The following is a 25,841-nucleotide window of genomic DNA, read 5'->3' as shown; positions in this document are numbered from 1 at the left end:
GGGATTGGGTCAGCGTTGTCGAATTCACTCCCGGCGTAAACGCCGGGATTCTCTCCTCGTAGAAAGATAGGCCGCCGCACGGCGCGGTCGGTGCGGTCGGCGCGGTCGTCGGCACGGCGAGGGCGCACGAGAGCGCGATGTGCCGCGAGAAATCAGGCCGCGTCCGCGTCGCCGTCGCGGTCGTCGTCCGCCGTCCACCGGCGCGCGCCCGGCAGCGAGCCGACCAGCTTCGTCACGTAGCCGAACTTGAACAGTCCCAGCTGCGAGAGCGCCCCGAGGACGAACACCGCGAGGAACGCGGGCGCGGACAGGTCGAAGAGGAGCGGCTGGACCGTCGTCTCCGCGGCGGCCGCCTCGAAGTCAGCGGGTGTCAGCGACCGCGAGGCGAACGCCGCGCCGATGAGCGCGGTCGAGACCACGAGCGTCGTCCGCGTGAGGACGAACCCGAACAGCGCGCCGACCGCGACGCCCGCCAGCGTCGCGCCGACGAGCAGCGCCGTCCCCTCGATCCCCGCCGCGTCGGCGGCGTAGAAGGGGCCGACCGCGAACCGCCCGGCGAAGCCGCCGACGATCGCCCCGATCCCGAGGACCGCGAACGAGAGCCCGGCGTACGCGAGGAAGCCGCCGAGGAGGCCGCCGACCGCGACCGCGCCGGCGGTGAGGACGGCCCCATCGACCGCGATCAGGCCGACGACGTTCGGCGCGAACAGGTAGCCGGCGCCGGCGCCGACGAGCAGCCCCGTCAGCGTCACCGCGTAGACGGAGACCGCCGCGCCGACGAACGCGAGCGCCAGCCCCGCGAGGACCAGGCCGCCGGTGAGTGGGGTGAGCATGTGGGTATCGTGGCGGCCGCTGGTATTTAAATTGTCGCGACCGAGGCGACGAGAAGCGCGCTGTCGGGTGGATCGGGGGCGACCGCTTTCACCGCGCCCGGCTCGCGGCCTGCCGGTCGATGTAGCGCGTGTAGCCGCCGACGGCCAGCCCGAAGCCGACGACGAGCAGGAGGAACCCGAGGAGGCGGCTCGTCCCGACGGTCATCACCGCGAGGAGGGCGCCGAACAGCAGCGCGAACACGCCCGCGACGACGACGCCGACGTCGAGCAGCGGCGACGGCTGGATCGCGCGGCAGTGCGGGCAGATCCGCGCGTCGGCGGGGATCGGCTCGCGGCAGTCGACGCAGCGGAGGCGGTCGCTCGGCACGCCGGGCACTTCGACTGCGACCGGTTTGGCTCTGTTGACTGCGTACGGACCGACGGGAGTCGCCCGCAGAACGCGGAGGACGTGGTCGACGCGAGAGTGGACCCGGCGGGAAGACCGCGCCCGCCGTCCGTGCGACGGGGAGAACTACGGGATATCAGTCGTCTCCGTCGTCCTCGTCGTCTTCGTCGTCTTCGTTATCTTCACCGTCTTCATCATCCTCTTCGTCCTCTTCTTCTTCCTCTTCGTCCTCTTCTTCTTCCTCTTCCTCACCGTCGTCGTCCCCCTCGCTCTCGTCGTCCGCGTCGCCCTCGTCATCGTCCGCGTCGCCCTCGTCGTCCGCATCCTCATCGACTTCGTACTCGTACTCCTCCTCGACGAGGGTCAGCGAGCCGTCCTCGACGACGTACTCCAACTCGCCCTCCGCGTGGTCGGACTCGTACTCGACTTCGAGCTCCTCGAGCGATTCGTCGCCCTCCGAGAGGGCCGAGCGATCGACCGACGCGGTCCCGTCGGCGTCGGTGGTGAGGGTAACCGATTCTTCCCCTTCGACACCTATCGAGGCGTTCTCCACGGGGTCACCCCCGTCCGTGACGGTCACCGTGACGGTCTCGTTATCGACCGTCGCGTCCATCTCGAGGTCGGACACCGACGCCGTCGACGCGCTGGCGTCCGTCTGTGCCACGCCCGTCGCTACGGCGCCGCTTCCGGCGACGAGCAAGACGACCAGCACCGCCAGGAGGCTTCTTGAGACTGGCATTACAGTCGGCGTAACGGCCGCGAGGGGCATAAATCGGAAGCATCGTCAAATCGATTTTTATCGGATTAACCGAGTTAGTGCGGTTCGGTTGCCCCGCGGAACGCGTGCCGGGCGCGTTTTTCCGCCCCCCGTCCCCGCTTCAGTCCGCTCCCGCCGCCGCGGCCGGCTCCTCGCCGGCGTCCAGCGTCTCCTCGACCTGCGTGAAGACGGCGATCAGCGCGAGCACGGCGGACGCGGCCCCGACCGCGAAGGGGACGACGAAGCCGAAGCCGTAGAGCCAGCCGGACGCCAGCGGCCCCAAGGCGACGCCGAAGCCGAACCCCATCGTGAGCACGGAGAGGGTGGTCCCGGACTCCCCTTCGCGGGCGAGATCGCCGGCGAGCGCGAGCGACGGGGCGAACACGCACGCGACCGCGATCCCCTGCCCGAGGCGGACGAGCATCATCAGCGCGGGCTCCGTCACGATCCCTTGGAGGAGCGTCGTCGGGACGAGGAGGACGAACCCGGCGAGCAGGAAGGGGCGGCGACCGATCCGGTCGCTGGCGCGCCCCACCGGCACCTGGAAGACCACGTTGGCGATCGTCACGGCCGCGAACTGGGCGCCGAACCAGATCGGCGCCTGGTCTAAGCGGACGTTCACCTGGTTCTGGAGCGTCGCGAACAGCGCGATACACGCGCCCATCGCGACCGTCGCGAGCCCCAGCGTGAACACGGGGTCGAGCAGGCGGTCCTCGCCGCGGACCCGGATCGAGACGTCGTCGCCCGCCTCGGCCTCGACGTCGGCGTCGCGGACGAGCAGGAACACGAGCGTGAAGCTGAGGTACGCCCCCGCGCAGGCGGCGACGAAGGCCGCGTCGAAGCCGTCGAGGACCGGGAGCCCGACCGGCGAGAGGTCGTACGGGCCGGCCTCGACGACGGCGCCCGCGAGGACCGGGCCGAAGCCGAAGCCGATGAGCCGGAACGTGTTGTACACCCCGAAGTTCCCGCCGCGGTCGGTGTCGCTCGCGGCGTACTCGTTGACGAGGGCGACCGTCGCGGGGATGATGAGCGCCGCGCCGAGCCCCTGGATCGCGCGCAGCGCGACCAGCGCCGGATAGCTCGTCGCGACCGTGTACAGCCCGCTCGCGGTGCCTAAGAGGAGGATACCGGCGAGAACGAACGGGCGTCTCGCGCCGATGCGGTCGGAGAGCCGTCCCGTGAACGGCTGCGAGAGGCTGTTGAGGAAGCCGAAGAGCGAGAGGACGACCCCGATGAGCAGCGGCTCGGTCAGCGTGACCGCGGCCGCGCCGACCCCGACCTCCGCGCCGAGGAGTCCCTCGATGTCGACCACGTCGCTGGTGATGTACAGCGGGAGGACGACGATGAGGAAGGAGTTCCCGGCAGCGCCGACCATCCGCGCGAGCGCCAAAACGATCACGCGACGGTCGGTCTCGGCGATGTCGGAGAGGGACCCCATTCGCTCGGAGCTTCGAAACGGAGCATAAAGGCCCTTTTGAACGGGGGGAGTCGATCCGCTTCTCGGGCGAATCGGGGCAGTTACAGAACGGGACCGCTCAGTGAGCCGCTGGCGTCCGCTTGTCGACCCCGCGGACCTCGAAGCGCGCGCCGCCGTCCTCGCCGGTCGTCGCCGCGACCGTCCAGCCGTGCGCGGTGGCGATCTCTTTGACGATCGCGAGCCCGAACCCGGTGTTGCCCGCGGTGCCGCTCTCGCCGGGCTCGAAGAGCGAGTCCGCGACCGCGGGGTCGATCCCCGGGCCGTCGTCCTCGACGAAGAAGCCGTCCGGGAGGTCGCCGACGCGGATCGAGACGTCCGGGCCGACGTGGTCGACCGCGTTGCGCATCAGGTTCTCGAAGAGGTTCCGGAGCCGGTCCGGGTCGGCGAGCACCTCGCGCTCGGTCTCGACCGAGAGGGCGGCGTCGGCGGTGTCGACGGTCGACCAGCTGTCGGCGACGACGTCTGCGAGGTCGACGGGCTCTGGGTCGCCGACGGTCTCCCCCTCCCGCGCCAGCGTGAGCGTGCGCTCGACGATCGACTCCATCCGCTCCAGCGCGTCGAGCGCGGCGGACAGGTTCTCGTCGTCCCCGTCGTTCGCCGCGTCCTGCGCGAGCTGGACGCGCCCCTGCGCGACGTTGAGGGGGTTACGCAGGTCGTGCGAGACGATGCTGGCGAAGGAGTCGAGCCGGTCGTTCTGCCGTTCGAGGGCGGCCTCGCGCTCCTTGAACGCCGTGATGTCCTCCTGGAAGCCGACCCAGTGCGTCACGGTGCCGTCCGCGTCGCAGATGGGGGCGACGCTCACCCGGTTCCAGAACTCCGTGCCGTCCTTCCGGTAGTTCAGCAGCTCGACGCTCGTCGACTCCTCGGCGTCGATCGCCTCCCGGAGCGCCCGGACCGACTCCGCTTCGGTGTCCGGGCCCTGAAGGAACCGGCAGTTGACGCCGATCGACTCCTCGCGGTCGTAGCCGGTCATCTCGACGAACCGGTCGTTGACGTACACCATCGGGTTGTCCTCCTGCCCGGGGTCCGTGATGGTGATTCCGACGGGCGCCTCGTCGAGCGCGCGGGTCTTCGTCTCCAGCTCCTCGCGGCGCTCGCGCTCGTCGGAGACGTCGCGGAGGATGCCGACGCTGCCGTCGAAGGAGTCGCCCTCGTACGGCAGCGCCGCCATGTGGTCGCGACAGGGGATCGGGTCGCCCTCCTTCGGGACGATATCGACCGCGAAGTGCTGGACGTCGGGGCCGTCGTCCGAGAGGATCGTGCCGAGCCGCGCTTCGGCCTCCTTGACCGCGGCGTCGTCCTTGATGAACCCTGGCGTCCGGCCGATGATCTCCTCGCGGTCGTAGCCGATGAGCTCGGCGAACGGCTCGTTGACGAACCGGAAGACGCCGGTCTCGTCGACGACGTAGACGGGGTAGCCGAGCGCCTCGATGACCGTCGAGTAGCGGTCGGCGATCTCCTTGGTCCGGTGCTCCTCGACGGCCTGGTCGACGCGGTTCGCGAGCCGGCGGAGCTGCTCGGGGCCGCCCTTCTGGAAGTAGCCGGTGACGCCGGCGTTGAGCGCCTGACTCGCGATCTCCTCGGACCCCTTACCGGTGTACAGCACGAAGGGTACCTTCCGGTGGCGCTCGCGCAGCGCCTCAAAGAACTCCAGCCCGTCCATCGCGGGCATGTCGTAGTCGCTGACGATACAGTCGAAGGCCGTCTCGTCGAGCTGTTCGAGCGCGGCCTCCGGGTCCGTCTCGGTCGTCACCGCGACCGCGTCGAGCTCCCGCTCGAAGTACGCCTCCGCGAGGTCGAGGACCGAGGGGTCGTCGTCGACGTGTAGCACGTCGATCGCTCCGGGCATACGGGAGGACAGAGACGCACGGGATAAACGACTACCGACCCGGCTATCGGATCTGGATCCGCGTGCGACGCCGACCGCGCTCCGCGTCCACTTCCGGCCCGCGTGGCTGGTTCTTAAGGCCGCGGAGCGCGGACCCGAACGCGATGACCGGGGGGACGCCCGCCGCCGGGGAGACGCTCCCGGGCGCCGGCGACGACGGGGACGACGCGCCCGAGCGCGTCGTCTGTCACGTCGACATGGACTGCTTTTACGCCTCCTGCGAGCGGCTGCGACACCCCGACCTCGCGGGCGAGCCCGTCGTGGTCGGGATGGGGTACGAGCCCGGCGAGTCGATCGGCGCGGTCGCGACCGCGAGCTACGAGGCCCGCGAGTTCGGCGTCGACAGCGCGATGCCGATCTCGAAGGCGCTGGAGCTGCTCCCGCGCCGCGTCGACGCCGCCCCCGACGACCCGGACGCGCCGGATCCGGAAGAGACGGGCCGGTACCTCCCCGTCGACCTCGACTTCTACGAGGAGGTCGCGAGCGAGGTGAAAGGGGTACTCCGCGACTGCGCGGACACCCGCCGCGAGGTGAGCATCGACGAGGCGTACCTCGACGTCACCGACCGGACCTCGTGGGCGGTCGCGGGAGGTGGCGGCGGGACCGACGACGACGACGGCGACGCCGGCTCCGAAGCCCCGCCGCCGAGCGGCGCCGCCGGGCCCGCCGAGGCGCGGACGCTCGCTGAAGGGTACGCACGCCACGTGAAAGACCGGATCGAGCGGGAGGCGGGCGTGCCGGCGAGCGTCGGCGTCGCGCCGAACATGTCGGCCGCGAAGGTCGCCAGCGACGCCGACAAGCCCGACGGCCTCGTCGTCGTGCCGCCGGGGTCGGTCGCGGAATTCCTCGCGCCGCTGCCGACCGCCGACGTCCACGGGGTCGGCCCCGTGACCGAGGAGACCCTCGCGGAGCTGGGGATCGAGACCGCGGGCGACCTCGCGACCGCCGACCGCGACCGCCTCGCCGAGGCGCTGGGCGAGCGCGGCCCGGAGCTCTCCCGGCGCGCCGCCGGCGACGACGACCGCGAGGTGACGCCGACCGGCCTCCCGAAGAGCCTCTCGCGCGAGTCGGCGCTGCCGACGACCGCCGACGAGTCGACGAAGCGGGAGACCGTCTCCGCGCTCGCCGCCGACGTGGCCCGCCGCGCCCGCGAGCGCGGCTGCCTCTACCGCACCATCGGGATAAAGGCGGTCGAGCCGCCGTTCGACGTCAACACCCGCGCGCGGAGCCTCCCCGGGCCGGTCGACGACCCGGACCTCGTCGAGGAGGTGGCGCTCGACCTGCTCGGCGAGTTCGACGACGCGCGGGTCCGCAAGCTGGGCGTGCGCGTCTCCAAGCTCGACTTCGCCGAGACCGACCAGGCGACGCTCGGCGGGTTCGAGGCGGGCGACGGCGGCGGCCGGGGGCACGGCGGAAAACGGGAGACCCGGAGTGAGGGGGGCGACGGCGGCAAGCTCACCGACTGGGTCGACGGGCCGCCGGACCGCGACAGCGACGAGGCCGGATCGAGCGCGGACCGCGAGCGACGGGGAACCGACGAGGGGCAGGCGTCGCTCGGGGACTGGGAGTGACCGGGTCGAGGCGACCGCCTCCTGGCCGCGACCCCCGACGCCCGGGTGCCGGGTATTTACGCAATGAGCGACGACCGCGATCCATGGACGATTCAGCCGCCGATCTCTCGTGGGAGACGCTCGACTCGGCCGTCGACTACGCCTGCCCCGGCTTCGACGTGCGCCGCGACGAAGTCCGGTTCCCGAGCGGCGAGACCGACGGATTCCACTACGTCGACGAGCCGCCGGCGGTCGTGGTGCTCCCGCTGACGCCCGACGGCGACGTCGTCGTCATCGACGAGTGGCGGCAGGCCGTCGGGCGGGTGAACCGCGGGATCCCGGCGGGGACGATGGAGCCGGCGGACGAGGGAGAAGCGAGCGCGGACGGCGGGGCGACCGACGACGCGATCGAGCGCGCCGCGGCGCGCGAGCTCGCCGAGGAGACGGGGTACGAGGCCGACGCATTCGAGCGGCTGACGACCGTCGAGCCGACGAACGGGATGGCGAACGCGGTCCACCACCACGTGCTCGCGACCGGCTGCGAGCCGACGGCTGACCGCGACCTGGACCACAACGAATCGATCGCGGTCGAGACGGTGCCGTACGACGACCTGCTCGCCGCGGTCGTCGACGACGGCCTGCGCGACGGGCGGGCCGTCACCGCGGTGCTGTGGTACGAGCTGCTCCACCGGTAAGCCGAAATTGTGTGTTCGAGAGCCGTTGAAATCCGGTGACAAGAGTGACGAGAGACAGGCCTTTGAGCAACCGGACCGTACTAATGGCAATGAATGATCCTCCTGAGTTCAACGCCGAATCCGATGACGGCGGACAAGATCTCAACGATCAGAAAGACGCCGCGGTCAGCGACGGCGGCGAGGCCGACAACGCCCACGCGGTGGTTGACACCACCGATCCGTCGGATGACCAGGACAAAGGTTCCACGCTGCGGACAGTCGGCGTCGCCTTCGGGCTGGGACTCGTCGGTATCCTCGGCCTCGTCGCCGTCGGCGCTGTCGTCGGGAGTGCCGTCTTCCTCGCGGCGAGGTCCACCGGCTGGCAACCGTCACTTCTCGGCTCGTTCGTCGCACCCCTCGTCGTTGGACAGGTCGTTGCGTTCGTCGGTTTGGGTCTCGGATACCTGCGATGGCGGGGGCTAACCCGTGAGGAGATCACGGCGTACCTCGGCATTCGACGGCCGGGTATCGTTGATTCCGTGATCGCCGTTTTCGGCCCGGTACTCGTACTAATTACGGTACTTATCATCAGCTCGCTCGTCCTCCTCATCGGGACGGAGCCGGCCTCGAACCAAGGCGCGCAGGTAGCCCTAGAGAATCCGTCGATCATCCCGGTAATGATCGCGGTCATGTTGCTCGTCGTGGGACCGTGCGAGGAGTTCCTGTTCCGCGGCGTCATACAAAACCGGGCGCGAGAGACACTCTCGGCGGCCCCTGCGATCTTCCTTGGAGCCGCTGTGTTCGCGCCCGCTCACATAGTCTCGTTGACCGGCGGCGTGAGTGCGGTGCTGACATCGATAAGTATCCTCTTCGTTCCGAGCCTGATCTTCGGTGCGGTGTACGAATACACGGAGAATCTCGTTGTCGTCGCCGTGATGCACGGGCTGTACAACAGCCTCCTGCTGACACTCGGCTACATCGCTATTACGTATGGGCCCGAAATAGAGGGCGCAGGGCAGGCGGGAACAGCGCTATTGGGTGTATAGGCAGGCAGTGGCGTCAGCGACAAACGGGGATAAGCGACGGCCTCGCGATCGTCGACCTCGCGGTAACCTGAATCTACGGCCGAATGTGCGAGGTGGCGGCGAATGAGTACGAGATCGTTTCGTGGCAGGCCAGCGCGTGCGAAGAGATAGACTTCCGTAGGTCGTGATATTCACCGCCCTCTACGTCACCGTCACGCAGCTGGACCCGAGCGAGCTGCCGGCCGTCCTCGGGCTCCTCTGAAGACCGCGGGAACGGTCCCGGCCACGGCACACGTTTCGCGAATGTGAAGATAGATTTATAAATAGCGGCTAACAGTGTGGGATCGGACCATGGGACTGTTTAGCAGCCCGAAGTGCGACGCGTGCGGGAACAAGCTCTCTGACGCGAAGCACTTCCACTGTTCGAACTGCGGCATCGAACTCCACCTCCAGTGTGCGAAGAGCAAGGGGTGGATGCGCGAGGGTGCGACCGACAGCGGCGGCCTGTTCAGTTCGGGCGGAACGCAGTTCCACTGGGACTGTCCGAACTGTCCGCACACCGCCACCAAGAAGGTGTGAACTCCGCCGAGAGGGGCACACTGCGTCGAGAGACGGCCGAACTGGATTTTTCGAGACCGTCAGACGTGCTGAGAGAGGATTTTTCGACTCAGTACAGGTCGTCGAGAGTCTCTTCGACGTGCGAGTGCTCCTCGGCCGGGAACTCGCCGCTCGTCACGGCCTCCCTGTACGCCTCGACGGCGTCGACCATCTCCCCGCGCACGTCGCCGAACTGCCTCGCGAACGGCGGTGACCACTCACCGAGGCCGACCGCGTCGTTGATCACGAGGACCTGGCCGTCGCAGTCGGGGCCCGCGCCGATGCCGATCGTCGGGACGTCGAGCGCCTCGGTCACCGCCCCCGCGAGGTTCGCCGGGACGTGTTCCAACACGAGCGCGAACGCCCCGGCGTCGGCGTGGTCCCCCGCCAGCTCGATTATCTCCTCGGCGGCGTCCTGCTCGGTCCCCTGCCGGGTGTAGCCGCCGAGCCGGTTCACGTGCTGGGGAGTCAAGCCGAGGTGCGCCATCACCGGGATCCCGACCTCGGTCATCCGCCGGGTCGTCTCGACCGTGTGTGGCCCGCTCTCGATCTTCACCGCGTCCGCGTTCGCCTCTTTCAGCAGGCGGCCCGCGTTCCGCACCGACTCGGCCTCGTCGACGCCGAAGGAGAGGAACGGCATGTCGGCGACGACCAGCGCGTCCTCGGTCGCGCGCGCGACCGCCGCGGTCCGGCTCGCGACCTCGTCGAACGTCACGGGGAGCGTGGAGTCGTAGCCTAAGGCGGCGTTGCCCATGCTGTCGCCGACGAGGACGACGTCGATCCCGGCCTCGTCGACGACCGCCGCCGTCGGGGCGTCGTAGGCGGTCAGCATCGTGATCGGATCCTCGGCGTCCCGGAGTCCCCGCGTCGTGGTCATGCTCGGGAGTCACCCCCGCGACGCCCTAAATTCGTCGGGAACCGGAAGCGAGCGCGGGCGCGCGGCCGACGCCGCGCTCACCGCCGACCGCCGGCGCCGCGGCCGACCGCCACCGATTTGCCGTTCGGCCGCGGAGTCCGCGGTGTGCAACCAGTCGAGCGGGCCGAGTACGAGGGGGTCGACTACGCGTGGGTGATGCAGACGACGTTCGTCGTCACCATCCTCGTCGGCGCCCCCGCCGCGGCCCTGCTGTCGACGCTCGTGACGCTGGAGTCGTGGGGCGCGCGCGCCGCGTTCGCGGTCCGGGTCGGCGCCCCCATCTGGTTCGTCACCGCGGTCGCCGTCGCGCTGTACGCGAGGCGGGCGGAGGCCGGCGACGGCGGCGCGAGTGCGGACGACGGAGCCGGTTCGGACGAGAAAATCGGCTCGGCCGGCGGCGGAGAGCCGATCGAGAACGGAGAGCCGATCGGGAACAGCGAGCCGACCGACGACGGCGAGCCGACCGACGACGGAGAGCCGACCGAGGCCGGAGAGCCGACCGACGACGGCGAGCCGACCGAGGACGGAGAGCCGACCGAGGACGGAGAGCCGACCGAGGACGGAGAGCCGACCGAGGACGGAGAGCCGCCGACGAACGAAGCAGGAAAGCGAGACTGAACGCGCGCGACGCCTTTCTATACGCGCTACTTCGCGAGCAGGTCCGAGACCCACGCGAAGTCGACGCCGCCGCGCTCGGCGGCGACCGCGTCGGTCCGCGAGTCGCCGACGAACAGCGCGTCCTCCGGGGCGGCGCCGAGCCGGTCGATCGCCGCGAGCAGCGACGCCGGGTCCGGCTTGAAGCTCTCGACCGTGTCGCGGCCGACGATCGCGTCCGAGACGAGCGCGTCGTCGAGCCCGTGAGTGTCGACCGCGATGCGACACGCCGCCTCGCAGTTGAGCGAGCAGACGCCCGCGGGCGGATGCGAACCGGCGTCGGCGCCAGCCGCGGTTCCGGTCAGCCGATCCCCCAGCGGGAGCCGCGTCGACTCGCGGGCGCCGGGGCGCTCGTGGAGCGCGATCGCCTCCTCGACCTCGTCGCGGACCCCGTAGTCGTCGGCCGCGCCGAGCAGGTCCCACAGCTCCTCGGTCGGGGGGATGAGCGCGCGCTCGGCGTAGACGTCGAGGACGTCGGCGGCGACGGCGTCCCAGTCGACCGCGAGCTCGACGAGGGTGCCGTCGAGGTCGTAGACGACCGCGTCGTAGCCGGCGAGACGGGAACCGGCCAGCGCCGACTCCGGATCCCCGTCGGTCACTCGCCGAACACCCCCCGGGCGATGATCGTCTTCTGGATCTCGGTCGTCCCCTCGTAGATCTCCGTTATCTTCGCGTCGCGGTAGAGCCGCTCGACGTCGAACTCGGTCGTGTAGCCGTAGCCGCCGTGGATCTGGACCGCCTCGTTCGTCACCGACATCGCGGCCTCGCTGGCGCGGTACTTCGCCTTCGAGGCGGCGACGCGGTAGTCCTCGCCCGCCTCGGCCTGCCGGCACGCCTCGCGGACGAGCAGCCGCGCGGCCGACACGTCCGTCGACATCTCCGCGATCTTGTGCCGGATCGTCTGAATGTCGCCGATCGGCCGGTCGAACTGCTCGCGCTCCTCGGCGTACGACGTCGCCTCGTCGAGCGCGGCCTGCGCGACGCCGACCGCCTGCGCCGCGATCCCGATCCGGCCCTCGGTGAGCGTGCGGAACGCGGCCGAGAGCCCCTTCCCCGGCTCTGTGAGGCGGTTCTCGGCGGGAACCCGACAGTCGTCGAACGTGATCCCGGTGGTGTCCGAGGCGCGGAGGCCGAGCTTCTCCTCCTTCTTTCCGACCTCGAACCCGTCGGCGTCGGCCGGGACGAGGAACTGGGTGATCGCGTCGTCGTCGGGGGCGGTCTCTCCGTTGTCGCCGCCCTCCCCGGCGGCCTTCGCGAAGACGATCGCGACGCCGCCGCGCTGACCGTTCGTGATCCACTGCTTCTCGCCGTTCAGGACGTACTCGTCGGCCTCGGGGTCGTACGTCGCGGTCGTCGACATCTCGGCCGGGTTCGAGCCCGCGTGCGGCTCGGAGAGGCAGAACATCCCGACCGGGCGACCCGTCTCGGCCATCTCCGGGAGCCACGCCTCGCGCTGGGGCTCGGTACCGAACTCGGCGATACAGGAGGTGGCGAGGCAGTGGACGGAGAGGGCGGTCGCGACCGCGAGCGACCCGTGCGCCAGCGCCTCGTTGACGACCGCGTAGGTGGTCTCGTCGGCGCCGAACCCGCCGTACTCCTCGGGGACCGTCAGGCCGGTCAGCCCCAGCTCCGCGAGGCCGTCCCACACTTCCTCCGGGAACGTCTCCGTCTCGTCGGCCTCCGCCGCGGTCGGCCGGACCTCCTCGGCCGCGAACTCCTCGACGAGGTCGCGGACCGCCGCCTGCTCGTCGGTGAGCGCCGACCCGACGCGTGCTCCGGTCATGTCACCGCCTTCGGTCCCTCACCGAAAAAGGTGCGCGATCGGGCGGGGGAGGGAATCTATTCCCGGGCTTCCCAGAGCGGGTACAGCTCGTCCCGCGGGGGCTCCGCGAGCGCCTCGCCGTCGATCCGGACGGTCCCCGGCTCCGCGTCGCCCTCGGCCGAGCCGGCGTCGCCGTCGCTCTCGGCGGCCTCCACGACGCCGATCTCCGCCCCCTCGATCCCGGCCGCGTCGAGCGCGCCGAGCGCGTCGTCGACCCGATCCGGCGGGACGGCCGCCAGCAGCGCGCCGGAGCCGAACGTCGCGAGGGGGTCGACGCCGAGCGCGTCACAGCAGGCCCGCGTCTCGGGGCGGACCGGGACCGCGTCGCGCTCGACGGCGAAGGCGGCCCCGCTCGCGGCCGCCATCTCGACGAGGGCGGTCGCCACGCCGCCCTCGGTCGGGTCGTGGAGCGCGGTCGCGGCGTCGCGGACCGCGGCCGCGTCGGGGACGACGCTCACCTCGTCGAGGAAGCCGGCCGCGGCGTCGAGCGTCGCCGCCGGGACGCCCGCCTCCAGACACTCCTCGCGGAAGTCGGTCGCGAGGATCGCGGTCGCCTCGATCGCCGCCCCCTTCGTGAGGAGGAGCCGGTCGCCCGGCTCGGCGCCGCCGCTCGACACGAAGCGGTCCGTCGTCCCCATCGCCGTCATCGAGCAGAGCGGGCGGTCGAGCGCGTCCAGCACCTCGGTGTGGCCGCCGACGACCGCGACGCCGAGGGCCTCGGCGGTCGCGTCGACCTGCTCGGCGACCGTCCGGAGCCGGTCGGGGTCGTCGTCGGGCAAGAAGAGCGTGTGCGTGAGCCACCGCGGGTCGGCACCGCTCGCGGCGACGTCGTTGCAGGCGACGTGAACGGCCAAGGTGCCGACCGACTCCGCGGCCAGCGAGAGGGGGTCGGCCGCGACGACGAGCGTCTCCCCGGCGTCCGAGAGATCGATCGCGGCCGCGTCCTCGCCGTAGGCCGGTCCCTGCGCCACGGCCGGGTCCGCCGCGCCGGTGGCCGCGAGCGCGGTCGCGAGCGCGTCGGGACCCAGCTTCCCGGTCATCGCTCGCGGAGCCACGCCGCGACGGCCTCGGGATCGGCGTCGAGACCGCCGCCCTGCGCGAACGTCGGGCCGCCGCCGCCCCCGCCGCCGAACTCGTCGGTGACCGCGCCGACGACTTCGCCGGCGTCGACGCCGGGGTCCCCGACAGCGTCACCGTCGACCGCGACCACGACGAACGGGGCGTCGCCGGTGCCGACCGCGGCGAGGGCGTCGGGGGCGTCGTCGCCTCCGAGCGCCTCCTGCGCCGGCTCGCGGAGCTCGTTCGGATCGGCGTCGTCGACGGTCCCGATCGCCCACCGCGCGCCGTCGACCTCGACGGTCGGGAACTCGCGGAGGCGGGCGCCGAGCAGCTCCTCGCGGGCGTTTCGGAGCTCCGCCTCCAGCCGGTCGGCCTCGTCGCGGAGGCGCGCGACCGCGTCCGGGAGGTCGCCGACGCGCGCGTCGAGCGTCGTCGCGGCGTCGAGCGCGGCGGCGTGGACGGCGCCGAGCTCGTCGATGGCCGTCGGACCGACCGCGAACTCGACGCGGGTCACGCCCTCTCCGGGGTTCGACCGGTCAAGCACCGCTATCGGGCCTATCTCCGCGGTGCTCGCGACGTGGGTGCCGCCGCAGGCGGCGACGTCCCAAGGGTCACCCTCGTCGCCGACCGTCACGACTCGGACCGCGTCGCCGCCGCTCATCGCGCCCTCCTCGGTCTTGGTGTTGAACGCGATCCCGTCGACGTCGCGGGCCGCCTCGGCCGAGTGGGTCTCCCACGAGACGGGCAGCGAGTCCCAGACGGCGCGGTTGGCGAGCCGCTCTAACTCGATCAGGTCGCCGTCGCCCAGCGGCTCGGCGGTCGTCAGGTCGACGCGGACCTTCGTCTCGGAGATGTCGAAGCCGGCGTAGCCGAGGTCGTCGGCGATCCGGCGCGCGGCCCCGTACAGCACGTGCGAGGCCGTGTGCGCCCGCATACAGTACGTGCGAAACGCGTCGTCGACGAGGCCCGTGACCTCGTCGCCGGGCGCGAGATCGACCTCGACGTCGGGGGCGAGCGCGTGGACGACCGCCCCGTCCCGTTCGACCACGTCGTCGACGAGGTGGCCGTCGAGCGTCCCCCGGTCGGCCGGCTGGCCGCCCGACTCGGGGTAGAAGTACGTCTCGTCGAGGACGACCTCGCGGCCGTCGACGGACTCGACCGTCGCTTCGAACTCCCGGACCGTCGGCTCGGCCGGCGCGCGTGAAGCGGTCATTGCCGGGACGTGGGCACGGGCGGATAAATAGGTGGCCGCCGCGCTATCGCTTATAAATGAGGCGGTGCGGTGGCGCGTGCCTGCGAGGCCGCTTTGCGGCCGAGCAGCACCGCGCGAGGGAGTCAGTCGCCGGAGCGAAGCGGAGGCGACTGACGAGGCTGGGGAGGGTGAGGTGCTGTGCGGTGCGAGGGCGGGACTCGAAGGGGCAGCCGGGCGGCGGCCTGAGGCGACGCAAGCACCACAGGAACGAGCGAAGCGAGTGACGAGGAGCGCAGCGAGCGTCAGGCCGCCGCCCGGCTGGGGCTTCGGCGGTGTTCGCGTCGATCGGTCGTTTATAAACCGCACCATCGCACAGCCGAGCGGCTGGGGCTTCGGTGGTGTTCGTCACTGATCCGTCGTCGACCATTTATAAGCAGGCGGCCGGGGATACGGCGGTGTGAGTCGACGATCCGCGCTCCACTACTTATAAAGAGACACCGGCACCGCTCGCGACCGTTTATAAACCATAAAAACCGCGGACCGCGCTCAGCCCTCCAGCTCGAACGCGACCTCGACCTCGGCCTGGTACTCGCGGTCGGCCGCGCCGTCCAGTTCGACGCCGAACTCCTCGACCTCCGCCCAGTAGACGTTGTCCAGCGTGTCCTCGGCGCGGTCGATGGCGTCGTCGGCCGCGGCGTCGAAGCTCTCCTCGCTCGTCCCGATCAGCGTGATCTTCTTGAACACCATGTCGCGTGCTGGTAGGGAACACGGGGAGATAAAAATACGCGTCCGCGGAGGGCGCGGGCGGACGGACCCGTCGCCCGACTACGGGCTTCCGGGCGCGCCTTCCATCACCGCGAAGTCCTCGCCGTCGCGGTCGATGCCGATGACCGCCCAGTCGTAGGGGGGTTTCGCGGCGACGAGCCGATCCTGGAGGTCGCTCGCGCGGTCGCGCCACGTGACGAAACACCGGAGGCGCGCCGCGTCGCCCCCGTCTGCGAGATACGGGTCGAGCTCGTCGTCGTCCATACACAGCACCGTCACGAACACGCGCCGCCACTTGCGTTCCGCGACGAACTCTCGTCCGCCGTCGGAGACGGTGTATCCCAGTTCGCGGAAGACGTCTCTGGCCTCGGTCGTCGGGGGGATGCTCGCAGTGGCCATCTACCTCGGAGTTCGTCACCATCCGTGATAAACTTTCTCACGATTACGGGCGCGGAGAATCGGACGGGTCGCCGGGAACAGCCGGGAGAACCGCGGACGCGGCTCGTCGTCGGAGACCGTTCACCGGGCGGGAACCCACACCGCGAGCTCACTCGTGGGCCGCGTCCCACTCGTCCGGCTTCCGGAGGTTGCCGCACTCGGTACACTGGATCCGCCCCATCGTGTCCATCGCGGTGTCGAACGACCCGCAGTTGCCGCAGCGGAACCCCCAGCGGGACTCGCCCGCCTCGTCCTCGAACACGAGGTAGAAGGGCCCGTCCGCGCCGCGCTCGGTGCGCGACCGGTCGGTGTACACCCGCTCCCCGCTCGGCGTCGTTGACGCTTCCAGGCTCATGGCGTCCCGTACCCTCCCGAGCGACTTAAGCGGCGGACTCGCGCGTCGGCGAAAACGGAAGAAAATCCGAGAATCGGCCCGCGAGCGATCGCTACGTCCGGAACGACTCGCCGCAGCCGCACTCCGAGACGACGTTCGGGTTCTCGACCTCGAAGCCGGCGGCCTGCAGCCCGTGCTCGTAGTCGAGCGTGCTCCCGCCGATGTAGTTCTTGCTCGCGGGGTCGACGAACACCCGGAGCCCGTGGTGGTTCACGACGAGGTCGTCGTCTTCCGGTTCGGTGTCGAAGCGCATCCCGTACGACAGCCCCGCGCAGCCGCCCTGCTGGACGAACAGCCGCAGTCCGGCGACGTCGGTGTCGAGCCCCTCGCCGTCGAGGAGCGAGAGCGCCTCCTCCGCGGCGTCCGGCGTCACCTCGATCGCCGGGTCGTTCCCCTCGGTCCCGGTGTCGGCCGGTTCGGTACTCATGCGAACGCGTTCGGTACGGACACTCAAAACCCTGCCGGCGGGGAGTAGTCAGTCGAACCGCTTCCGGACGCTCTCGGCGTGCGCCTCCAGCCCTTCCGCCTCCGCGAGCGTCGTGATCGTCTCGGAGAGGTCGTCGAGGGCGTCGCGGTCGAGCCGCTGGACCGTCGACGACCGGAGGAACGTGTCCACGGAGAGCCCGCCGTACCGCTTCGCGCCGCCGTTCGTCGGCAGCACGTGGTTCGTCCCGGCCGCGTAGTCGCCCGCGGCGACCGGCGAGTACGGCCCGAGGAACACCGAGCCGGCGTTCGTGATCCGGTCGAGCAGCGCCTCGTCGTCGGCGGCGACGATCGAGAGGTGTTCCGCGGCGTACTCCTCGGCGAACAGGACGGCCTCGGGCATCGAGCGCGCGTGAAGGACGCCGGACGCGTCGTTGTCGAGCGCAGCCCGAATCGTCTCCTCGCGCTCGCGCTCGGCCGCCTGCGCGTCGACCGTCTCGGCGACCGCCTCGGCGAGGGCAGCGTCGTCGGTGACCGCGACGACCGAGGCATTCGGGTCGTGTTCGGCCTGCGCGACGAGGTCGGCGGCGACGAGGTCCGGGTCGGCGGTCTCGTCGGCGAGGACGAGCACCTCGCTCGGGCCGGCGAGGAAGTCGATCTCGACGTCGCCCTGGACGATCGACTTGGCCGCGGTGACCCACTTGTTGCCCGGCCCCACAACCTTCTGGACCCGCGTCACCGTCTCCGTCCCGTACGCGAGCGCGGAAATTGCCTGCGCGCCGCCGACCTGGTACACCGCGTCGGCGCCCGCCTCGTGGATCGCCGCGAGGGTGACCCGGTTGAGCTCCTCTGCGGGCGGCGTGGCGACGGCGACGTGGTCGACGCCGGCGACGACCGCGGGGACGATCCCCATCAGCGCGCTGGAGGGGTACGCGGCCGCGCCGCCGGGCACGTACACCCCGACGCGGTCGATCGGGCGGAAGCGCCGCCCCAGCTCTCGGCCGCCGAAGTCGTCGCGCCAGTCCTCGGGGTGCTGCCGCTCGTGAAACTCGCGGACGTTCGCGGCGGCCTCCCGAACGGCGTCGAGGACGGGGTCGTTCGCGTCCGCCAGCTCGTCGTGCGCCCGCGCCGCCTCGTCCGTCACGTCGACGTTGCCGACCGCGACGCCGTCGAACTCCTCGGCGAACTCGCGGACCGCGACGTCGCCCTCCTCGCGGACCCGCTCGACGATCTCCCGCACGTCTTCGCGGACCCCCTCGACGCCGGCGTCGCGCTCGAAGAGGGCGCGCCGCTCGGCCGGCGAGAGGTCCGCGACGGTTCGTACGTCCATACGCGCCATCCGAGGCGGCGGGGCAAGGGCGTTCCGACTCGGTCGAAGCGCGGGAGCCGAGCGACTCGGGCCGTCGCCGTTCACCCCAGCCGACGGATCCCGGTCACGTCGAGGACGGCGAGGACGACGAGGCCGGCTAAGAGCGCGGCCGCCGCGAAGAGGACGGGCGCCGACACGGCGACGGCGACCTCGTAGGGGGCCACCAGCCGGGTCACGCCGCGGAGGAGGAAGGAGACGAACACGAGCCCGAAGGCGGCGACAGCGAGGGCGACGAACCGGGAGCGGTCCACGGCCGCTCAGTCCGTCTGCGGGACGCCCGCGCCGTGCGGGCCGTGCCCGTGGCGGTCGCGGCCGGGGTCGAGGTCGGTACACATGTCGTAGAACACCGCCTCCGGGTCCCTGTTCCACTGCCACTTCCAGCGGGTGCGGACGAGCAGCGACAGCTTCCGGGTGAGCGACAGCTCGGGAGTGGCCGAGACGGTGTCGTAGCCGCGGTTCCGGATGAGTCGGTGGTGGTCGACGTACAGCACGGCCGCGAGCAGCACCGCGAGCTGGCAGTCCTCGGGGAGGTACTTGATCCCCGCGACGCCCTCCTCGTAGAGCCGCTCGGTGCGGGCCATCTCCTCGCGGATCGCGGCCGCGACGCTGTCGTCGAACTCCAAGTCGAGGATCTGCTGCTCGCTCACGCCGTGACGCCGAAGCGTCTCCAAGGGGAGGTAGATCCGGTCGCGCTCGACGACGTCCTCGCGGACGTCCCGGAGGAAGTTCGTCATCTGGAACGCCTCGCCGAGCTTCGTCGCGTGGGGGAGCGCCTCGGCCTCGGTCTCGGGGTCGAGGTCCATGATCGCCGTCATCATCCGGCCGACGGCGGCCGCGGAGCCGTCCATGTACGCCTCCAGGTCCGCGTACGTCTCGTAGCGGTCGGTATCGATGTCGCTCGCCATCGCGTCCACGAACGAGTGGACGTCCTCGTCCGGGATACCGTTCTCCTCGCACACCTCCGCGAACGCCTCCAACACCGGGTCGTCGGTCGGCTCCTCGCCGAGCGCGGCCGCCCGGAGGCGGTCGAGTTCGGCCCGCTGCTCGGCGGGCGGTGCGGTGTCCTCGGCGTCGACGACCTCGTCGGCGATACGGAAGAATCCGTACAGCACGTACGTCGGATGGCGGATCCGCTGGGGCAGCAGCCGGGTGGCGACGTGGAACGTCTTCCCGGTGCGGCGCTGGATCCGCTTGCTCCGGGCAACCTGCTTTTGCTCTACCATGCTGACCTCGGAAGGTCGGCGTGGAGGGTCGCGTACGGGTCGCCCATCATGGAAGAAAGGTCGGCCTCCAAGAACATAACAGTTCGCACGACCCAGTCTGGTTCTCGGTCACCCGTGTTAATTCCGGCGACTCACGGGTTCGCGAAGGGGGATTCGGCGTCAGTAGGCGTGCGTGGGCGTCAATAGAACGTGTCGCTACAGTCGTAGACGACGCCGTGAGACGGGCAGACGTACTTACAGTGCCGGTGGTACATCGGCGTCTCGCAGACCGGACACGGGCGGCCGCCGTCGTTCCTCGATTCCTCGCTCACGGCGGATCCACGCGGCCGGGAGACAAAACCCTGTCCGATGGTCGCCCGTCCCGCAGTACCTGACCAGTCAGTCGTCCGGGGTCGGTCGGCTGCGAGGCCGATCAGCTGTCGGCCAGCCGGTCGTAGACGGACCGCGCCACCCGCTCCTCGCCGAACGGGAGCGTCAACACGCCCTCCCAGTCGGAGCCGGTGAGCGCGTCGACGGTCTCCCGGTCGAGCTCGACGCGCCGCACCTCGGTCCCGTCGAGCGTCATCGACACCACGAACGCCGCCGGGTCGTCGGTCGCGCCGGCCTCGTCGAGCCGGGTCCGGAACGCCTCGACGCCAGCGTCGGGGAGCACCACCTGAACGAGGAACTCGTCCTCCTCGGCGAAGACGCCCTTGACGCGGTCGAGGTCGCTCGCGTCGAACAGCAGCGCGTCGGTCCCGTCGTCGTCGGTCAGCCGCGCCTCGAACGGCGCGTCCGGGTCGACAGCGGCCGATTCGGGGCCGTCGTCGGCCTCCTCCGAACCCCCGCCGGCCGGGCCCGAACCGCCGCCGAGCCCGCCGACCGCCCCCCCGTCCGTCACCGTCGCCGCGCCCGCGAAGCCGACGGCGCCGACCGCGCAGGCCGCGCCGAGGCCGCCGAGCACGCCCCGCCGAGAGATGTCCATACCTCGCGGTTCCGGCGAGCGGTAAAAAGGGTTACACGCCGATTTGCGCGCGCGATAACTGCGGAGCGGAAATCCGGAACGTTCGCGGCCGCGGGCCGGCCGCGAGCGCGACGAGTACCGTCGGCTACGCCGGCGCGAACGCGACCTCGTCGCGGGTCGTCGTCTCGCCGAACAGCCAGTCCGCGTGGTCGACGGCGTACTCGCGGTGCTGCTCGGTGATGTAGCCGAGGGCGTCCTCGACGACGACGGGGCGGTAGTCCCGGAGCCCCGCGCTGCCGGCGGTGTGGAGGACGCAGACGTTCGCGAGCGTCCCGCAGATCAGTAGATCGTCGATCCCGTGCGCGTCGAGGTACCCCTCCAGGTCGGTGTTGTAGAACGCGTCGTAGGTGTGCTTCTCGACGACGTGGTCGCCGTCGCGCACGTCGAGGTCGGCGACGAGCTCCGCGTCCCACGACCCCTCGACGACGTGTTCGCCCCATCGGTCGAACTCGTCGTAGTAGTGGGTCTCGTCGAACTGCTCGGGCGGGTGGACGTCGCGGGTGTAGACCACGCTCGCGCCGGCCTCGCGGGCGCGGTCGACGAGCGCAGTCACGGGCTCGACCGCCGCCTCGCTCGGCTCGGCGTAGAGGCTCCCGTCCGGGTGACAGAACCCGTTTTGCATGTCGACGACGACCACCGCGGTTGCTGTCGGATCGAACGCCATGCCGGGGGTTGGCGCGCGGCGGACAAAAACCGTCGTCCCCGCCGCGACGAGCGCGCGATGAAGTCGCGACGAGCGCGCGATGAGGTCGCGACGAGCGCGCGGCACCCGACCGCCGCCGCGACCGTCGAACCGCGCCGAAAAATCCGCCGGCCGCGGCGCCGAAGGAACCGACAAACTACTTACCGGAGCGGCCGATCACATTCGTATGCGACGGGTTCTCACCCCATCGACCGCGGCCGCGGTCGTCGCCGCGGCCGCCCTCCTGTGTGTCGCCTTCACCGCCGGCGTCGCCGCCGCTCCGGACACCGGCGCGGTCCCCTCCGCGTCCGCCAGCGGGCCGGGGACACCGGGCGCGACGCCCTCCGCGTCGGCCGACGAGTGCGGTCCCGGCGACGGCACCGAACTAGTGGGCTGTTGGAACGGGACCCACTACGAGGAGTCGGTCGACTTCGCGGAGACGGACGGGCTCAACGAGTCCCAGCTGTCGGCGCTGACCGACCTCACGATGGCCCGCGTCGAACACGTCCGGCAGCGGCCGTTCAAGCGGGACGTGCCGGTCGAGACGGTCACCCGGAGCGAGTACGTCAACGACACCGCGAGCGGCAACGGCTCCGAGGCGTTCCGGCGCTGGAACGACCAAGTGTGGGAGGCGCTGTTCGTCGTCGGCGACGACACGAACGCGAACGACGAGATCGACTCCGTGTTCGGCGGCGCGGTCTCCGGCTTCTACTCGCCCGCGCAGGACCGGATCGTCATCGTCGTCCCCGACGGCGAATCGCCCGACATCGACCCCTCGACGCTCGCGCACGAACTCCTCCACGCGATGCAAGACCAGTACCACGACCTCACCCGGCCCCGCTACGTCGGCGCCACGCAGGACGGCGACCTCGCGGTGGACGGGATCGTGGAGGGGGAGGCGGTCCACGTCGAGGAGCGCTACGCCGCCCGCTGCGCGGATAACTGGACCTGCGCCGAGGCGCCCGAGGGCGGCGGAGGCGGCGGCGACGGCGCCGACTTCAACTTCGGCATCCTCCAGACCGTCCTCCAGCCGTACGGCGACGGCGCGCTGTACGTCCGCGAGCTCCGCGCCGAGGGCGGGTGGGCGGCCGTCAACGAGACGATGAACGACCCGCCGACGTCGACGGCGGAGGTTATCCATCGGAACCCCGACTACGAGGAGGGCAACGTCACGTTCGAGAACTCGGCGACCGAGGGGTGGGAGACCTACCCGGACCAGGGCGTCGACGGCGCGGAGACCGCGGGCGAGGCGTCGATGTTCGTGATGTTCTGGTACCAGAGCCTGGAGTACCGGTACGCCGTGTTAGAGCCCGACGCGACCGTCCGGCAGAACGTCCAGATCCACCTCGACACGGAGGCCGACCTCCGGACGCGCGCGACCTACAACTACGCGCACCCCGTGACGGGCGGGTGGGCCGGCGACGAGCTGTACCCCTACCGGAACGGGGACCGCGACGGCTACGTCTGGGCGACCGAGTGGCAGACCGAGGCGGACGCCGCGGCGTTCCGCGACGCCTACGTGCGGATGCTGGCCGCGCACGGCGACGGCGAGTACGCGCGGGGGACCGTCTACGAGATCGGCGAGGAGAGCGACTTCCCCGGCGCGTACGGCGTCGAGCGCGACGGGACGAGCGTGACGATAACCCACGCGCCCTCGCCGGAGGGCGTCCTCGAACTCCGGCCGGAGGCCGACCTCGCGCTCCCGGACGCGAACGGCACCGACGGCGGCGACGGAAACGACGGCGGAGACGGCGACGGCAACAGCAGCGACGGGGGTGACGGCACTGACGGCGGCGACGGGAACGGAAGCGGCGACACTGACGGCGACGACGGGAACGGAAGCGGCGGCACTGACGGCGACGACGGGAACGGGAGCGGGGACACGGACGACAGCACCCCCGGGTTCGGCGTCGCGGCGGCGGTCGCGGCGCTCGCGGCGCTCGGACTGCTCGCGCGGCGGTCGGCGTGAACTGACCCGCTGAGAGATCGGCGCGCCCCCGCCGCGACACGGGTGGCTTTTCGTCCCCGCGGCCGAACCGGGGCGTATGAGCGAGTTCGACATCGTCGACGCGGCCGCGGTCCGGGAGGGCCGCGCGACCGACGCGTACTTCGAGCGGACCGAGGCGGCGCTGGAGGCGGCCGACCGGAACCCGCGCGTCGTGGCCGAGGTGACCGCGGACCAGTTCCCGGACGGGGAGTTCGAGCTGTTCGCCGGCCTCGGCAACGCCGTCGAGCTGCTCGCCGGCCGCGACGTCGACGTCGACGCGATCCCGGAGGGACGCCTGTTCGACGGCGGCCCGGTGATGCGGATCGAGGGGCCGTACCTGGCGTTCGCGCGGCTGGAGACGTCGCTCCTGGGCTTCCTTTCACACGCCTCCGGGATGGCGACGGCGGCGCTCGACTGCCGGGTCGCCGCGCCCGACTCGCAGCTCCTCTCGTTCGGCGCGCGCCACGTCCACCCCGCGATGACCGCCGCGGTCGAGCGGTCGGCGCTCGTCGCCGGCTTCGACGGGTTCTCGCACGTCGCCGCCGGGGAGCTGATCGGTCGGGAGGCGTCCGGGACGATGCCCCACGCGCTCGCCATCTGCTTCGGGCGTGGCGAACAGGAGGCCGCGTGGCGCGCCTACGACGAGGGCGTCCCCGCGGACGCGCCCCGGATCGCGCTGTGTGACACCTACTCCGACGAGGTCGACGAGGTGCTCCGCGCGGTCGAGACGCTCGGCGACGACCTCGACGGCGTCCGCCTCGACACGACCGGCTCCCGGCGCGGCGACTTTCGGCACATCATCCGCGAAGTTGGGTGGGAGCTCGACGCGCGCGGCCACGAGGACGTCGACGTGTACGTCTCCGGCGGGCTCGGCCCCGCGGACCTCCGGGAGCTGCGCGACGCCGTCGACGGGTTCGGCGTCGGCGGCTACGTCTCCAACGCGGACCCGGTCGACTTCGCGCTCGACCTCGTCGCCGTCGGCGGCGAGCCGGCGGCCAAGCGGGGGAAGCTCTCCGGCGCGAAGGACGTCTACCGCACCGCCGACGGCGCGCACGCGGTCGGGCTCGCGGACCGCTCGGGCCCGGAGGGCGCCGAGTCGCTCATGGAGCCCGTGATCCGCGACGGGGAGGTGGTCGCCGAGGGCGCGTTCGACCTGTCGGCGGCGACGGAGCGGGCGCTCGCGGACGCGGAAGCAGTTGAGTACGGAACGAGCGACTGAAACGGGACGCGCGGCCGGCGATTCGGAAAAAGCGGGCCGACTACAGCTCCTCGACGGCGCCGCCGTCGGCGCGCTCCCGGAACACCTGCCCCTCGATGAGCGTCACCATCGTGTCCTCCTCCTGCCACGCGGTGGGCGAGAGCTTCGCCTTGCGGCAGGTGCGCGAGAGGAACTCCGCGGCCGACCAGCCGTTCTCGACGGGGACCGTCGGGTAGAGCCAGCCGTGGGCGTTGCCGCTGTCGACGGCGACGCCGTGGGTGCCGATCTCGAGGTCCTCGGCCGGGTCGTTCGTGAGGACGGTGTTGGAGACGACGAACACGGAGACGGTGATGTTGTCGAGCTCCTTCGGCTCCACCTCGGAGCCGCAGGAGTCGCCGGAGGCCGCCTTGATCGCGGCCTCGACGATGGCGTGGCCGAGCTGATCTGAGGTGTCCCGCGCGCCGGCGCAGCCGCGGAGGCGGCCGCGACCCCGGGTGGACTGGAGCCGGACGAAGGCGCCCGTGCGGGCGTAGAACGCCTCTCGCATGCTGCCGGGCTGTTCGCGTTGCCCGTGTCGAACGAACGACTCGACCGCCTCCCGCGCGAGTTCGACCGCTCGTGCACCGTCGTCGTACGACAGCTGAACGGTCTGAGCCTCGGACATGAGAGTCCATTACAGTGCTGACGACTTGAACGCTTCCCTTGTGGCACCGTTCTCGCGGGGCTCGCGGCATCTCCGGCGAAACCCGCCGCGAACGGCCCGAAGGCGCCCCCGACCGAACCGCTTATTCGCCGGCGGGCGAAAGGACGGACCGGACAGAGGGAGCCCGACTCCCGTGCCCTTGGCATGAGGAAAGTCCCCCCACCGGCCGGACGGGCGACCGGGCACACGCCCGGAGTCGGAGACGGCTGGCTCTGGAACAGCAACGAGACCCCCCGCCTCGACCGATGAGTCGCGTGCGGTCGCCTCGGCGACCGACGGCGTTCGCGGGTGACCCCGCGAACGCGCGAACCGACCCGCAAGGGGAGGGAGTTAACCCGACGAGGGTCGACGGGCGGGAACGGATGGAACGGCGAATCCTCGCCGGTGCAAGTCCGCGCCACAAGGTAGTCCGGCCGCGGCGCGGACGCTCAGCCGAATGTCGGGACGAACCGAAGGGGGCTTACTCCCCTCAGTCCGCTCACACCGACCAGCGGCGCGACTCTCGCGATTATTTATAAATGAACGAGCGGTGGCGCGTGCCTCCGAGCGGCCGCCGAAGGCGGCTGCGAGGAGCACGCGCGAGGGAGTCGCTGGCTCCCGGAGCGAAGCGGAGGGTGCCAGCGACGAGGCTGGGGAGGCGTGAGGCGCGGTTGCGGTGCTGTGGGGTGGGAATCGAAGGGGCAGTCGCGAGGGCGGCGCAGGCGACGTAAGCACCGAACGAGGGAGCGAACGGAGTGAGCGACCGAGTGAGGCGCGCAGCGAGCGTGCGCCGCCCTCGCGACTGGGGCTTCGGCGGTGTTCGCGTCGATCGGTCGTTTATAAATCGC

General features: G+C 71.1%; 27 protein-coding genes, 1 other RNA gene and 1 pseudogene. 8 read left to right on the top strand and 21 right to left on the bottom strand.

The annotated features are described in order from the left end of the window. Nucleotides 1–152: 152 nt before the first annotated feature. From CPZ01_RS09380 to CPZ01_RS09360, 5 genes are all read right to left on the bottom strand, one after another. Entirely contained in the window at nucleotides 153–833 is a 681-nt protein-coding gene (locus CPZ01_RS09380) for a phosphate ABC transporter permease (RefSeq protein ID WP_096394476.1), read from the bottom strand. Between the two features lie 88 nt (nucleotides 834–921). Continuing rightward, nucleotides 922–1,200: a zinc ribbon domain-containing protein gene (locus CPZ01_RS09375; protein ID WP_096396231.1), complete on the bottom strand. Its 279-nt coding sequence runs from the start codon at nucleotides 1,198–1,200 to the stop codon at nucleotides 922–924. 154 nt (nucleotides 1,201–1,354) lie between these two features. Further along, on the bottom strand, nucleotides 1,355–1,957 hold the full coding sequence (locus CPZ01_RS09370; RefSeq protein ID WP_157745949.1) for a hypothetical protein: 603 nt from the start codon (nucleotides 1,955–1,957) through the stop codon (nucleotides 1,355–1,357). Between the two features lie 139 nt (nucleotides 1,958–2,096). Further along, nucleotides 2,097–3,413 carry an MFS transporter gene (locus CPZ01_RS09365; protein WP_096394474.1) on the bottom strand — a complete coding sequence of 439 codons (1,317 nt, stop codon included), beginning with the start codon at nucleotides 3,411–3,413 and terminating at the stop codon, nucleotides 2,097–2,099. A 97-nt stretch (nucleotides 3,414–3,510) separates the two neighbouring features. Further along, the gene (locus tag CPZ01_RS09360; protein ID WP_096394473.1) at nucleotides 3,511–5,301 is read right to left on the bottom strand and encodes a hybrid sensor histidine kinase/response regulator; all 1,791 of its coding nucleotides are present in this window, start codon (nucleotides 5,299–5,301) and stop codon (nucleotides 3,511–3,513) included. Nucleotides 5,302–5,444: 143 nt separating this feature from the next. Here CPZ01_RS09360 and CPZ01_RS09355 point away from each other — a divergent pair, with 143 nt between their 5' ends. From CPZ01_RS09355 to CPZ01_RS09335, 4 genes are all read left to right on the top strand, one after another. Beyond that, complete coding sequence (locus CPZ01_RS09355; RefSeq protein ID WP_096394472.1) at nucleotides 5,445–6,911, top strand: Y-family DNA polymerase; 1,467 nt, start codon at nucleotides 5,445–5,447, stop codon at nucleotides 6,909–6,911. Nucleotides 6,912–6,994: 83 nt separating this feature from the next. Then, nucleotides 6,995–7,585: an NUDIX hydrolase gene (locus CPZ01_RS09350; protein WP_096394471.1), complete on the top strand. Its 591-nt coding sequence runs from the start codon at nucleotides 6,995–6,997 to the stop codon at nucleotides 7,583–7,585. Nucleotides 7,586–7,674: 89 nt separating this feature from the next. Beyond that, on the top strand, nucleotides 7,675–8,610 hold the full coding sequence (locus tag CPZ01_RS09345) for a CPBP family intramembrane glutamic endopeptidase (protein ID WP_096394470.1): 936 nt from the start codon (nucleotides 7,675–7,677) through the stop codon (nucleotides 8,608–8,610). 330 nt (nucleotides 8,611–8,940) lie between these two features. Further along, nucleotides 8,941–9,168: a hypothetical protein gene (locus CPZ01_RS09335; RefSeq protein ID WP_096394468.1), complete on the top strand. Its 228-nt coding sequence runs from the start codon at nucleotides 8,941–8,943 to the stop codon at nucleotides 9,166–9,168. 88 nt (nucleotides 9,169–9,256) lie between these two features. Here the strand turns inward: CPZ01_RS09335 and panB are convergent, their stop codons facing one another. Continuing rightward, a complete protein-coding gene (gene panB / locus CPZ01_RS09330) occupies nucleotides 9,257–10,063 on the bottom strand; it encodes a 3-methyl-2-oxobutanoate hydroxymethyltransferase (protein WP_096394467.1) in 807 nt (268 codons plus the stop codon). Nucleotides 10,064–10,207: 144 nt separating this feature from the next. Here panB and CPZ01_RS15715 point away from each other — a divergent pair. After that, a pseudogene (locus CPZ01_RS15715) lies at nucleotides 10,208–10,480 on the top strand (DUF5822 domain-containing protein); the annotation flags it as partial. A gap of 266 nt (nucleotides 10,481–10,746) precedes the next feature. Here CPZ01_RS15715 and CPZ01_RS09320 read toward each other — a convergent pair. The 14 genes from CPZ01_RS09320 to CPZ01_RS09260 form a co-directional block, all read right to left on the bottom strand. Then, nucleotides 10,747–11,355 carry an HAD family hydrolase gene (locus CPZ01_RS09320; protein WP_096394465.1) on the bottom strand — a complete coding sequence of 203 codons (609 nt, stop codon included), beginning with the start codon at nucleotides 11,353–11,355 and terminating at the stop codon, nucleotides 10,747–10,749. Then, complete coding sequence (locus tag CPZ01_RS09315) at nucleotides 11,352–12,539, bottom strand: acyl-CoA dehydrogenase family protein (protein WP_096394464.1); 1,188 nt, start codon at nucleotides 12,537–12,539, stop codon at nucleotides 11,352–11,354. Before CPZ01_RS09315 ends, CPZ01_RS09320 begins: the two co-directional genes overlap by 4 nt. A gap of 56 nt (nucleotides 12,540–12,595) precedes the next feature. Continuing rightward, on the bottom strand, nucleotides 12,596–13,618 hold the full coding sequence (locus CPZ01_RS09310; protein WP_096396229.1) for an AIR synthase family protein: 1,023 nt from the start codon (nucleotides 13,616–13,618) through the stop codon (nucleotides 12,596–12,598). Beyond that, entirely contained in the window at nucleotides 13,615–14,850 is a 1,236-nt protein-coding gene (locus tag CPZ01_RS09305; protein ID WP_096394463.1) for an alanyl-tRNA editing protein, read from the bottom strand. Before CPZ01_RS09305 ends, CPZ01_RS09310 begins: the two co-directional genes overlap by 4 nt. Before the next feature lie 525 nt (nucleotides 14,851–15,375). Further along, nucleotides 15,376–15,576, bottom strand: a complete 201-nt coding sequence (locus tag CPZ01_RS09300; protein WP_096394462.1) for a dodecin — start codon at nucleotides 15,574–15,576, stop codon at nucleotides 15,376–15,378. 78 nt (nucleotides 15,577–15,654) lie between these two features. Beyond that, on the bottom strand, nucleotides 15,655–15,993 hold the full coding sequence (locus CPZ01_RS09295; protein ID WP_096394461.1) for a DUF7116 family protein: 339 nt from the start codon (nucleotides 15,991–15,993) through the stop codon (nucleotides 15,655–15,657). A 148-nt stretch (nucleotides 15,994–16,141) separates the two neighbouring features. Beyond that, complete coding sequence (locus CPZ01_RS09290) at nucleotides 16,142–16,387, bottom strand: DUF5816 domain-containing protein (protein WP_004597528.1); 246 nt, start codon at nucleotides 16,385–16,387, stop codon at nucleotides 16,142–16,144. Nucleotides 16,388–16,478: 91 nt separating this feature from the next. Next, nucleotides 16,479–16,853 carry a HesB/IscA family protein gene (locus tag CPZ01_RS09285; protein WP_096394460.1) on the bottom strand — a complete coding sequence of 125 codons (375 nt, stop codon included), beginning with the start codon at nucleotides 16,851–16,853 and terminating at the stop codon, nucleotides 16,479–16,481. Nucleotides 16,854–16,901: 48 nt separating this feature from the next. Next, a complete protein-coding gene (gene hisD / locus CPZ01_RS09280; protein ID WP_096394459.1) occupies nucleotides 16,902–18,179 on the bottom strand; it encodes a histidinol dehydrogenase in 1,278 nt (425 codons plus the stop codon). An 80-nt stretch (nucleotides 18,180–18,259) separates the two neighbouring features. Beyond that, complete coding sequence (locus CPZ01_RS09275) at nucleotides 18,260–18,469, bottom strand: hypothetical protein (RefSeq protein ID WP_096394458.1); 210 nt, start codon at nucleotides 18,467–18,469, stop codon at nucleotides 18,260–18,262. 6 nt (nucleotides 18,470–18,475) lie between these two features. Beyond that, nucleotides 18,476–19,441 (bottom strand): phytoene/squalene synthase family protein, encoded by a 966-nt coding sequence (locus CPZ01_RS09270; protein WP_096394457.1) that lies wholly within the window; start codon nucleotides 19,439–19,441, stop codon nucleotides 18,476–18,478. Between the two features lie 179 nt (nucleotides 19,442–19,620). Continuing rightward, nucleotides 19,621–19,752 carry an HVO_2523 family zinc finger protein gene (locus tag CPZ01_RS15690; RefSeq protein ID WP_269459578.1) on the bottom strand — a complete coding sequence of 44 codons (132 nt, stop codon included), beginning with the start codon at nucleotides 19,750–19,752 and terminating at the stop codon, nucleotides 19,621–19,623. Between the two features lie 101 nt (nucleotides 19,753–19,853). Further along, nucleotides 19,854–20,405 carry a hypothetical protein gene (locus CPZ01_RS09265; protein WP_096394456.1) on the bottom strand — a complete coding sequence of 184 codons (552 nt, stop codon included), beginning with the start codon at nucleotides 20,403–20,405 and terminating at the stop codon, nucleotides 19,854–19,856. A gap of 124 nt (nucleotides 20,406–20,529) precedes the next feature. Further along, complete coding sequence (locus CPZ01_RS09260) at nucleotides 20,530–21,108, bottom strand: cysteine hydrolase family protein (protein ID WP_096394455.1); 579 nt, start codon at nucleotides 21,106–21,108, stop codon at nucleotides 20,530–20,532. A gap of 205 nt (nucleotides 21,109–21,313) precedes the next feature. Between CPZ01_RS09260 and CPZ01_RS09255 the strand changes: the two genes are divergently transcribed. Both CPZ01_RS09255 and CPZ01_RS09250 read left to right on the top strand, forming a co-directional pair. Continuing rightward, nucleotides 21,314–23,095 (top strand): Hvo_1808 family surface protein, encoded by a 1,782-nt coding sequence (locus tag CPZ01_RS09255; protein WP_096394454.1) that lies wholly within the window; start codon nucleotides 21,314–21,316, stop codon nucleotides 23,093–23,095. Between the two features lie 76 nt (nucleotides 23,096–23,171). Next, nucleotides 23,172–24,332 (top strand): nicotinate phosphoribosyltransferase, encoded by a 1,161-nt coding sequence (locus CPZ01_RS09250; protein ID WP_096394453.1) that lies wholly within the window; start codon nucleotides 23,172–23,174, stop codon nucleotides 24,330–24,332. A 40-nt stretch (nucleotides 24,333–24,372) separates the two neighbouring features. Here CPZ01_RS09250 and CPZ01_RS09245 read toward each other — a convergent pair whose 3' ends face one another. Continuing rightward, entirely contained in the window at nucleotides 24,373–24,975 is a 603-nt protein-coding gene (locus CPZ01_RS09245; RefSeq protein WP_096394452.1) for a TIGR00296 family protein, read from the bottom strand. A gap of 151 nt (nucleotides 24,976–25,126) precedes the next feature. Between CPZ01_RS09245 and rnpB the strand changes: the two genes are divergently transcribed. Next, nucleotides 25,127–25,489, top strand: an RNA gene (gene rnpB / locus CPZ01_RS09240) — RNase P RNA component. Nucleotides 25,490–25,841 lie beyond the last annotated feature (352 nt).

Origin of the sequence: Halorubrum trapanicum, from assembly GCF_002355655.1 — an archaeon.
GTDB lineage: Archaea > Halobacteriota > Halobacteria > Halobacteriales > Haloferacaceae > Halorubrum > Halorubrum trapanicum_A.
The sequence above is the reverse complement of the archived record's forward strand: the minus strand, read 5'-3'. Positions and strand labels throughout refer to the sequence as shown.

What these genes read in the sequence shown, in the direction of transcription:
- CPZ01_RS09380 (WP_096394476.1), bottom strand. Translation starts at nt 833, where the DNA reads ATGCTCACCCCACTCACCGGCGGCCTGGTCCTCGCGGGGCTGGCGCTC.
- CPZ01_RS09370 (WP_157745949.1), bottom strand. Translation starts at nt 1,957, where the DNA reads ATGCCAGTCTCAAGAAGCCTCCTGGCGGTGCTGGTCGTCTTGCTCGTC.
- CPZ01_RS09365 (WP_096394474.1), bottom strand. Translation starts at nt 3,413, where the DNA reads ATGGGGTCCCTCTCCGACATCGCCGAGACCGACCGTCGCGTGATCGTT.
- CPZ01_RS09360 (WP_096394473.1), bottom strand. Translation starts at nt 5,301, where the DNA reads ATGCCCGGAGCGATCGACGTGCTACACGTCGACGACGACCCCTCGGTC.
- CPZ01_RS09355 (WP_096394472.1), top strand. Translation starts at nt 5,445, where the DNA reads ATGACCGGGGGGACGCCCGCCGCCGGGGAGACGCTCCCGGGCGCCGGC.
- CPZ01_RS09350 (WP_096394471.1), top strand. Translation starts at nt 6,995, where the DNA reads ATGGACGATTCAGCCGCCGATCTCTCGTGGGAGACGCTCGACTCGGCC.
- CPZ01_RS09345 (WP_096394470.1), top strand. Translation starts at nt 7,675, where the DNA reads ATGAATGATCCTCCTGAGTTCAACGCCGAATCCGATGACGGCGGACAA.
- CPZ01_RS09335 (WP_096394468.1), top strand. Translation starts at nt 8,941, where the DNA reads ATGGGACTGTTTAGCAGCCCGAAGTGCGACGCGTGCGGGAACAAGCTC.
- panB (WP_096394467.1), bottom strand. Translation starts at nt 10,063, where the DNA reads ATGACCACGACGCGGGGACTCCGGGACGCCGAGGATCCGATCACGATG.
- CPZ01_RS09315 (WP_096394464.1), bottom strand. Translation starts at nt 12,539, where the DNA reads ATGACCGGAGCACGCGTCGGGTCGGCGCTCACCGACGAGCAGGCGGCG.
- CPZ01_RS09310 (WP_096396229.1), bottom strand. Translation starts at nt 13,618, where the DNA reads ATGACCGGGAAGCTGGGTCCCGACGCGCTCGCGACCGCGCTCGCGGCC.
- CPZ01_RS09305 (WP_096394463.1), bottom strand. Translation starts at nt 14,850, where the DNA reads ATGACCGCTTCACGCGCGCCGGCCGAGCCGACGGTCCGGGAGTTCGAA.
- CPZ01_RS09300 (WP_096394462.1), bottom strand. Translation starts at nt 15,576, where the DNA reads ATGGTGTTCAAGAAGATCACGCTGATCGGGACGAGCGAGGAGAGCTTC.
- CPZ01_RS09295 (WP_096394461.1), bottom strand. Translation starts at nt 15,993, where the DNA reads ATGGCCACTGCGAGCATCCCCCCGACGACCGAGGCCAGAGACGTCTTC.
- CPZ01_RS09290 (WP_004597528.1), bottom strand. Translation starts at nt 16,387, where the DNA reads ATGAGCCTGGAAGCGTCAACGACGCCGAGCGGGGAGCGGGTGTACACC.
- CPZ01_RS09285 (WP_096394460.1), bottom strand. Translation starts at nt 16,853, where the DNA reads ATGAGTACCGAACCGGCCGACACCGGGACCGAGGGGAACGACCCGGCG.
- hisD (WP_096394459.1), bottom strand. Translation starts at nt 18,179, where the DNA reads ATGGACGTACGAACCGTCGCGGACCTCTCGCCGGCCGAGCGGCGCGCC.
- CPZ01_RS09270 (WP_096394457.1), bottom strand. Translation starts at nt 19,441, where the DNA reads ATGGTAGAGCAAAAGCAGGTTGCCCGGAGCAAGCGGATCCAGCGCCGC.
- CPZ01_RS09265 (WP_096394456.1), bottom strand. Translation starts at nt 20,405, where the DNA reads ATGGACATCTCTCGGCGGGGCGTGCTCGGCGGCCTCGGCGCGGCCTGC.
- CPZ01_RS09260 (WP_096394455.1), bottom strand. Translation starts at nt 21,108, where the DNA reads ATGGCGTTCGATCCGACAGCAACCGCGGTGGTCGTCGTCGACATGCAA.
- CPZ01_RS09255 (WP_096394454.1), top strand. Translation starts at nt 21,314, where the DNA reads ATGCGACGGGTTCTCACCCCATCGACCGCGGCCGCGGTCGTCGCCGCG.
- CPZ01_RS09250 (WP_096394453.1), top strand. Translation starts at nt 23,172, where the DNA reads ATGAGCGAGTTCGACATCGTCGACGCGGCCGCGGTCCGGGAGGGCCGC.
- CPZ01_RS09245 (WP_096394452.1), bottom strand. Translation starts at nt 24,975, where the DNA reads ATGTCCGAGGCTCAGACCGTTCAGCTGTCGTACGACGACGGTGCACGA.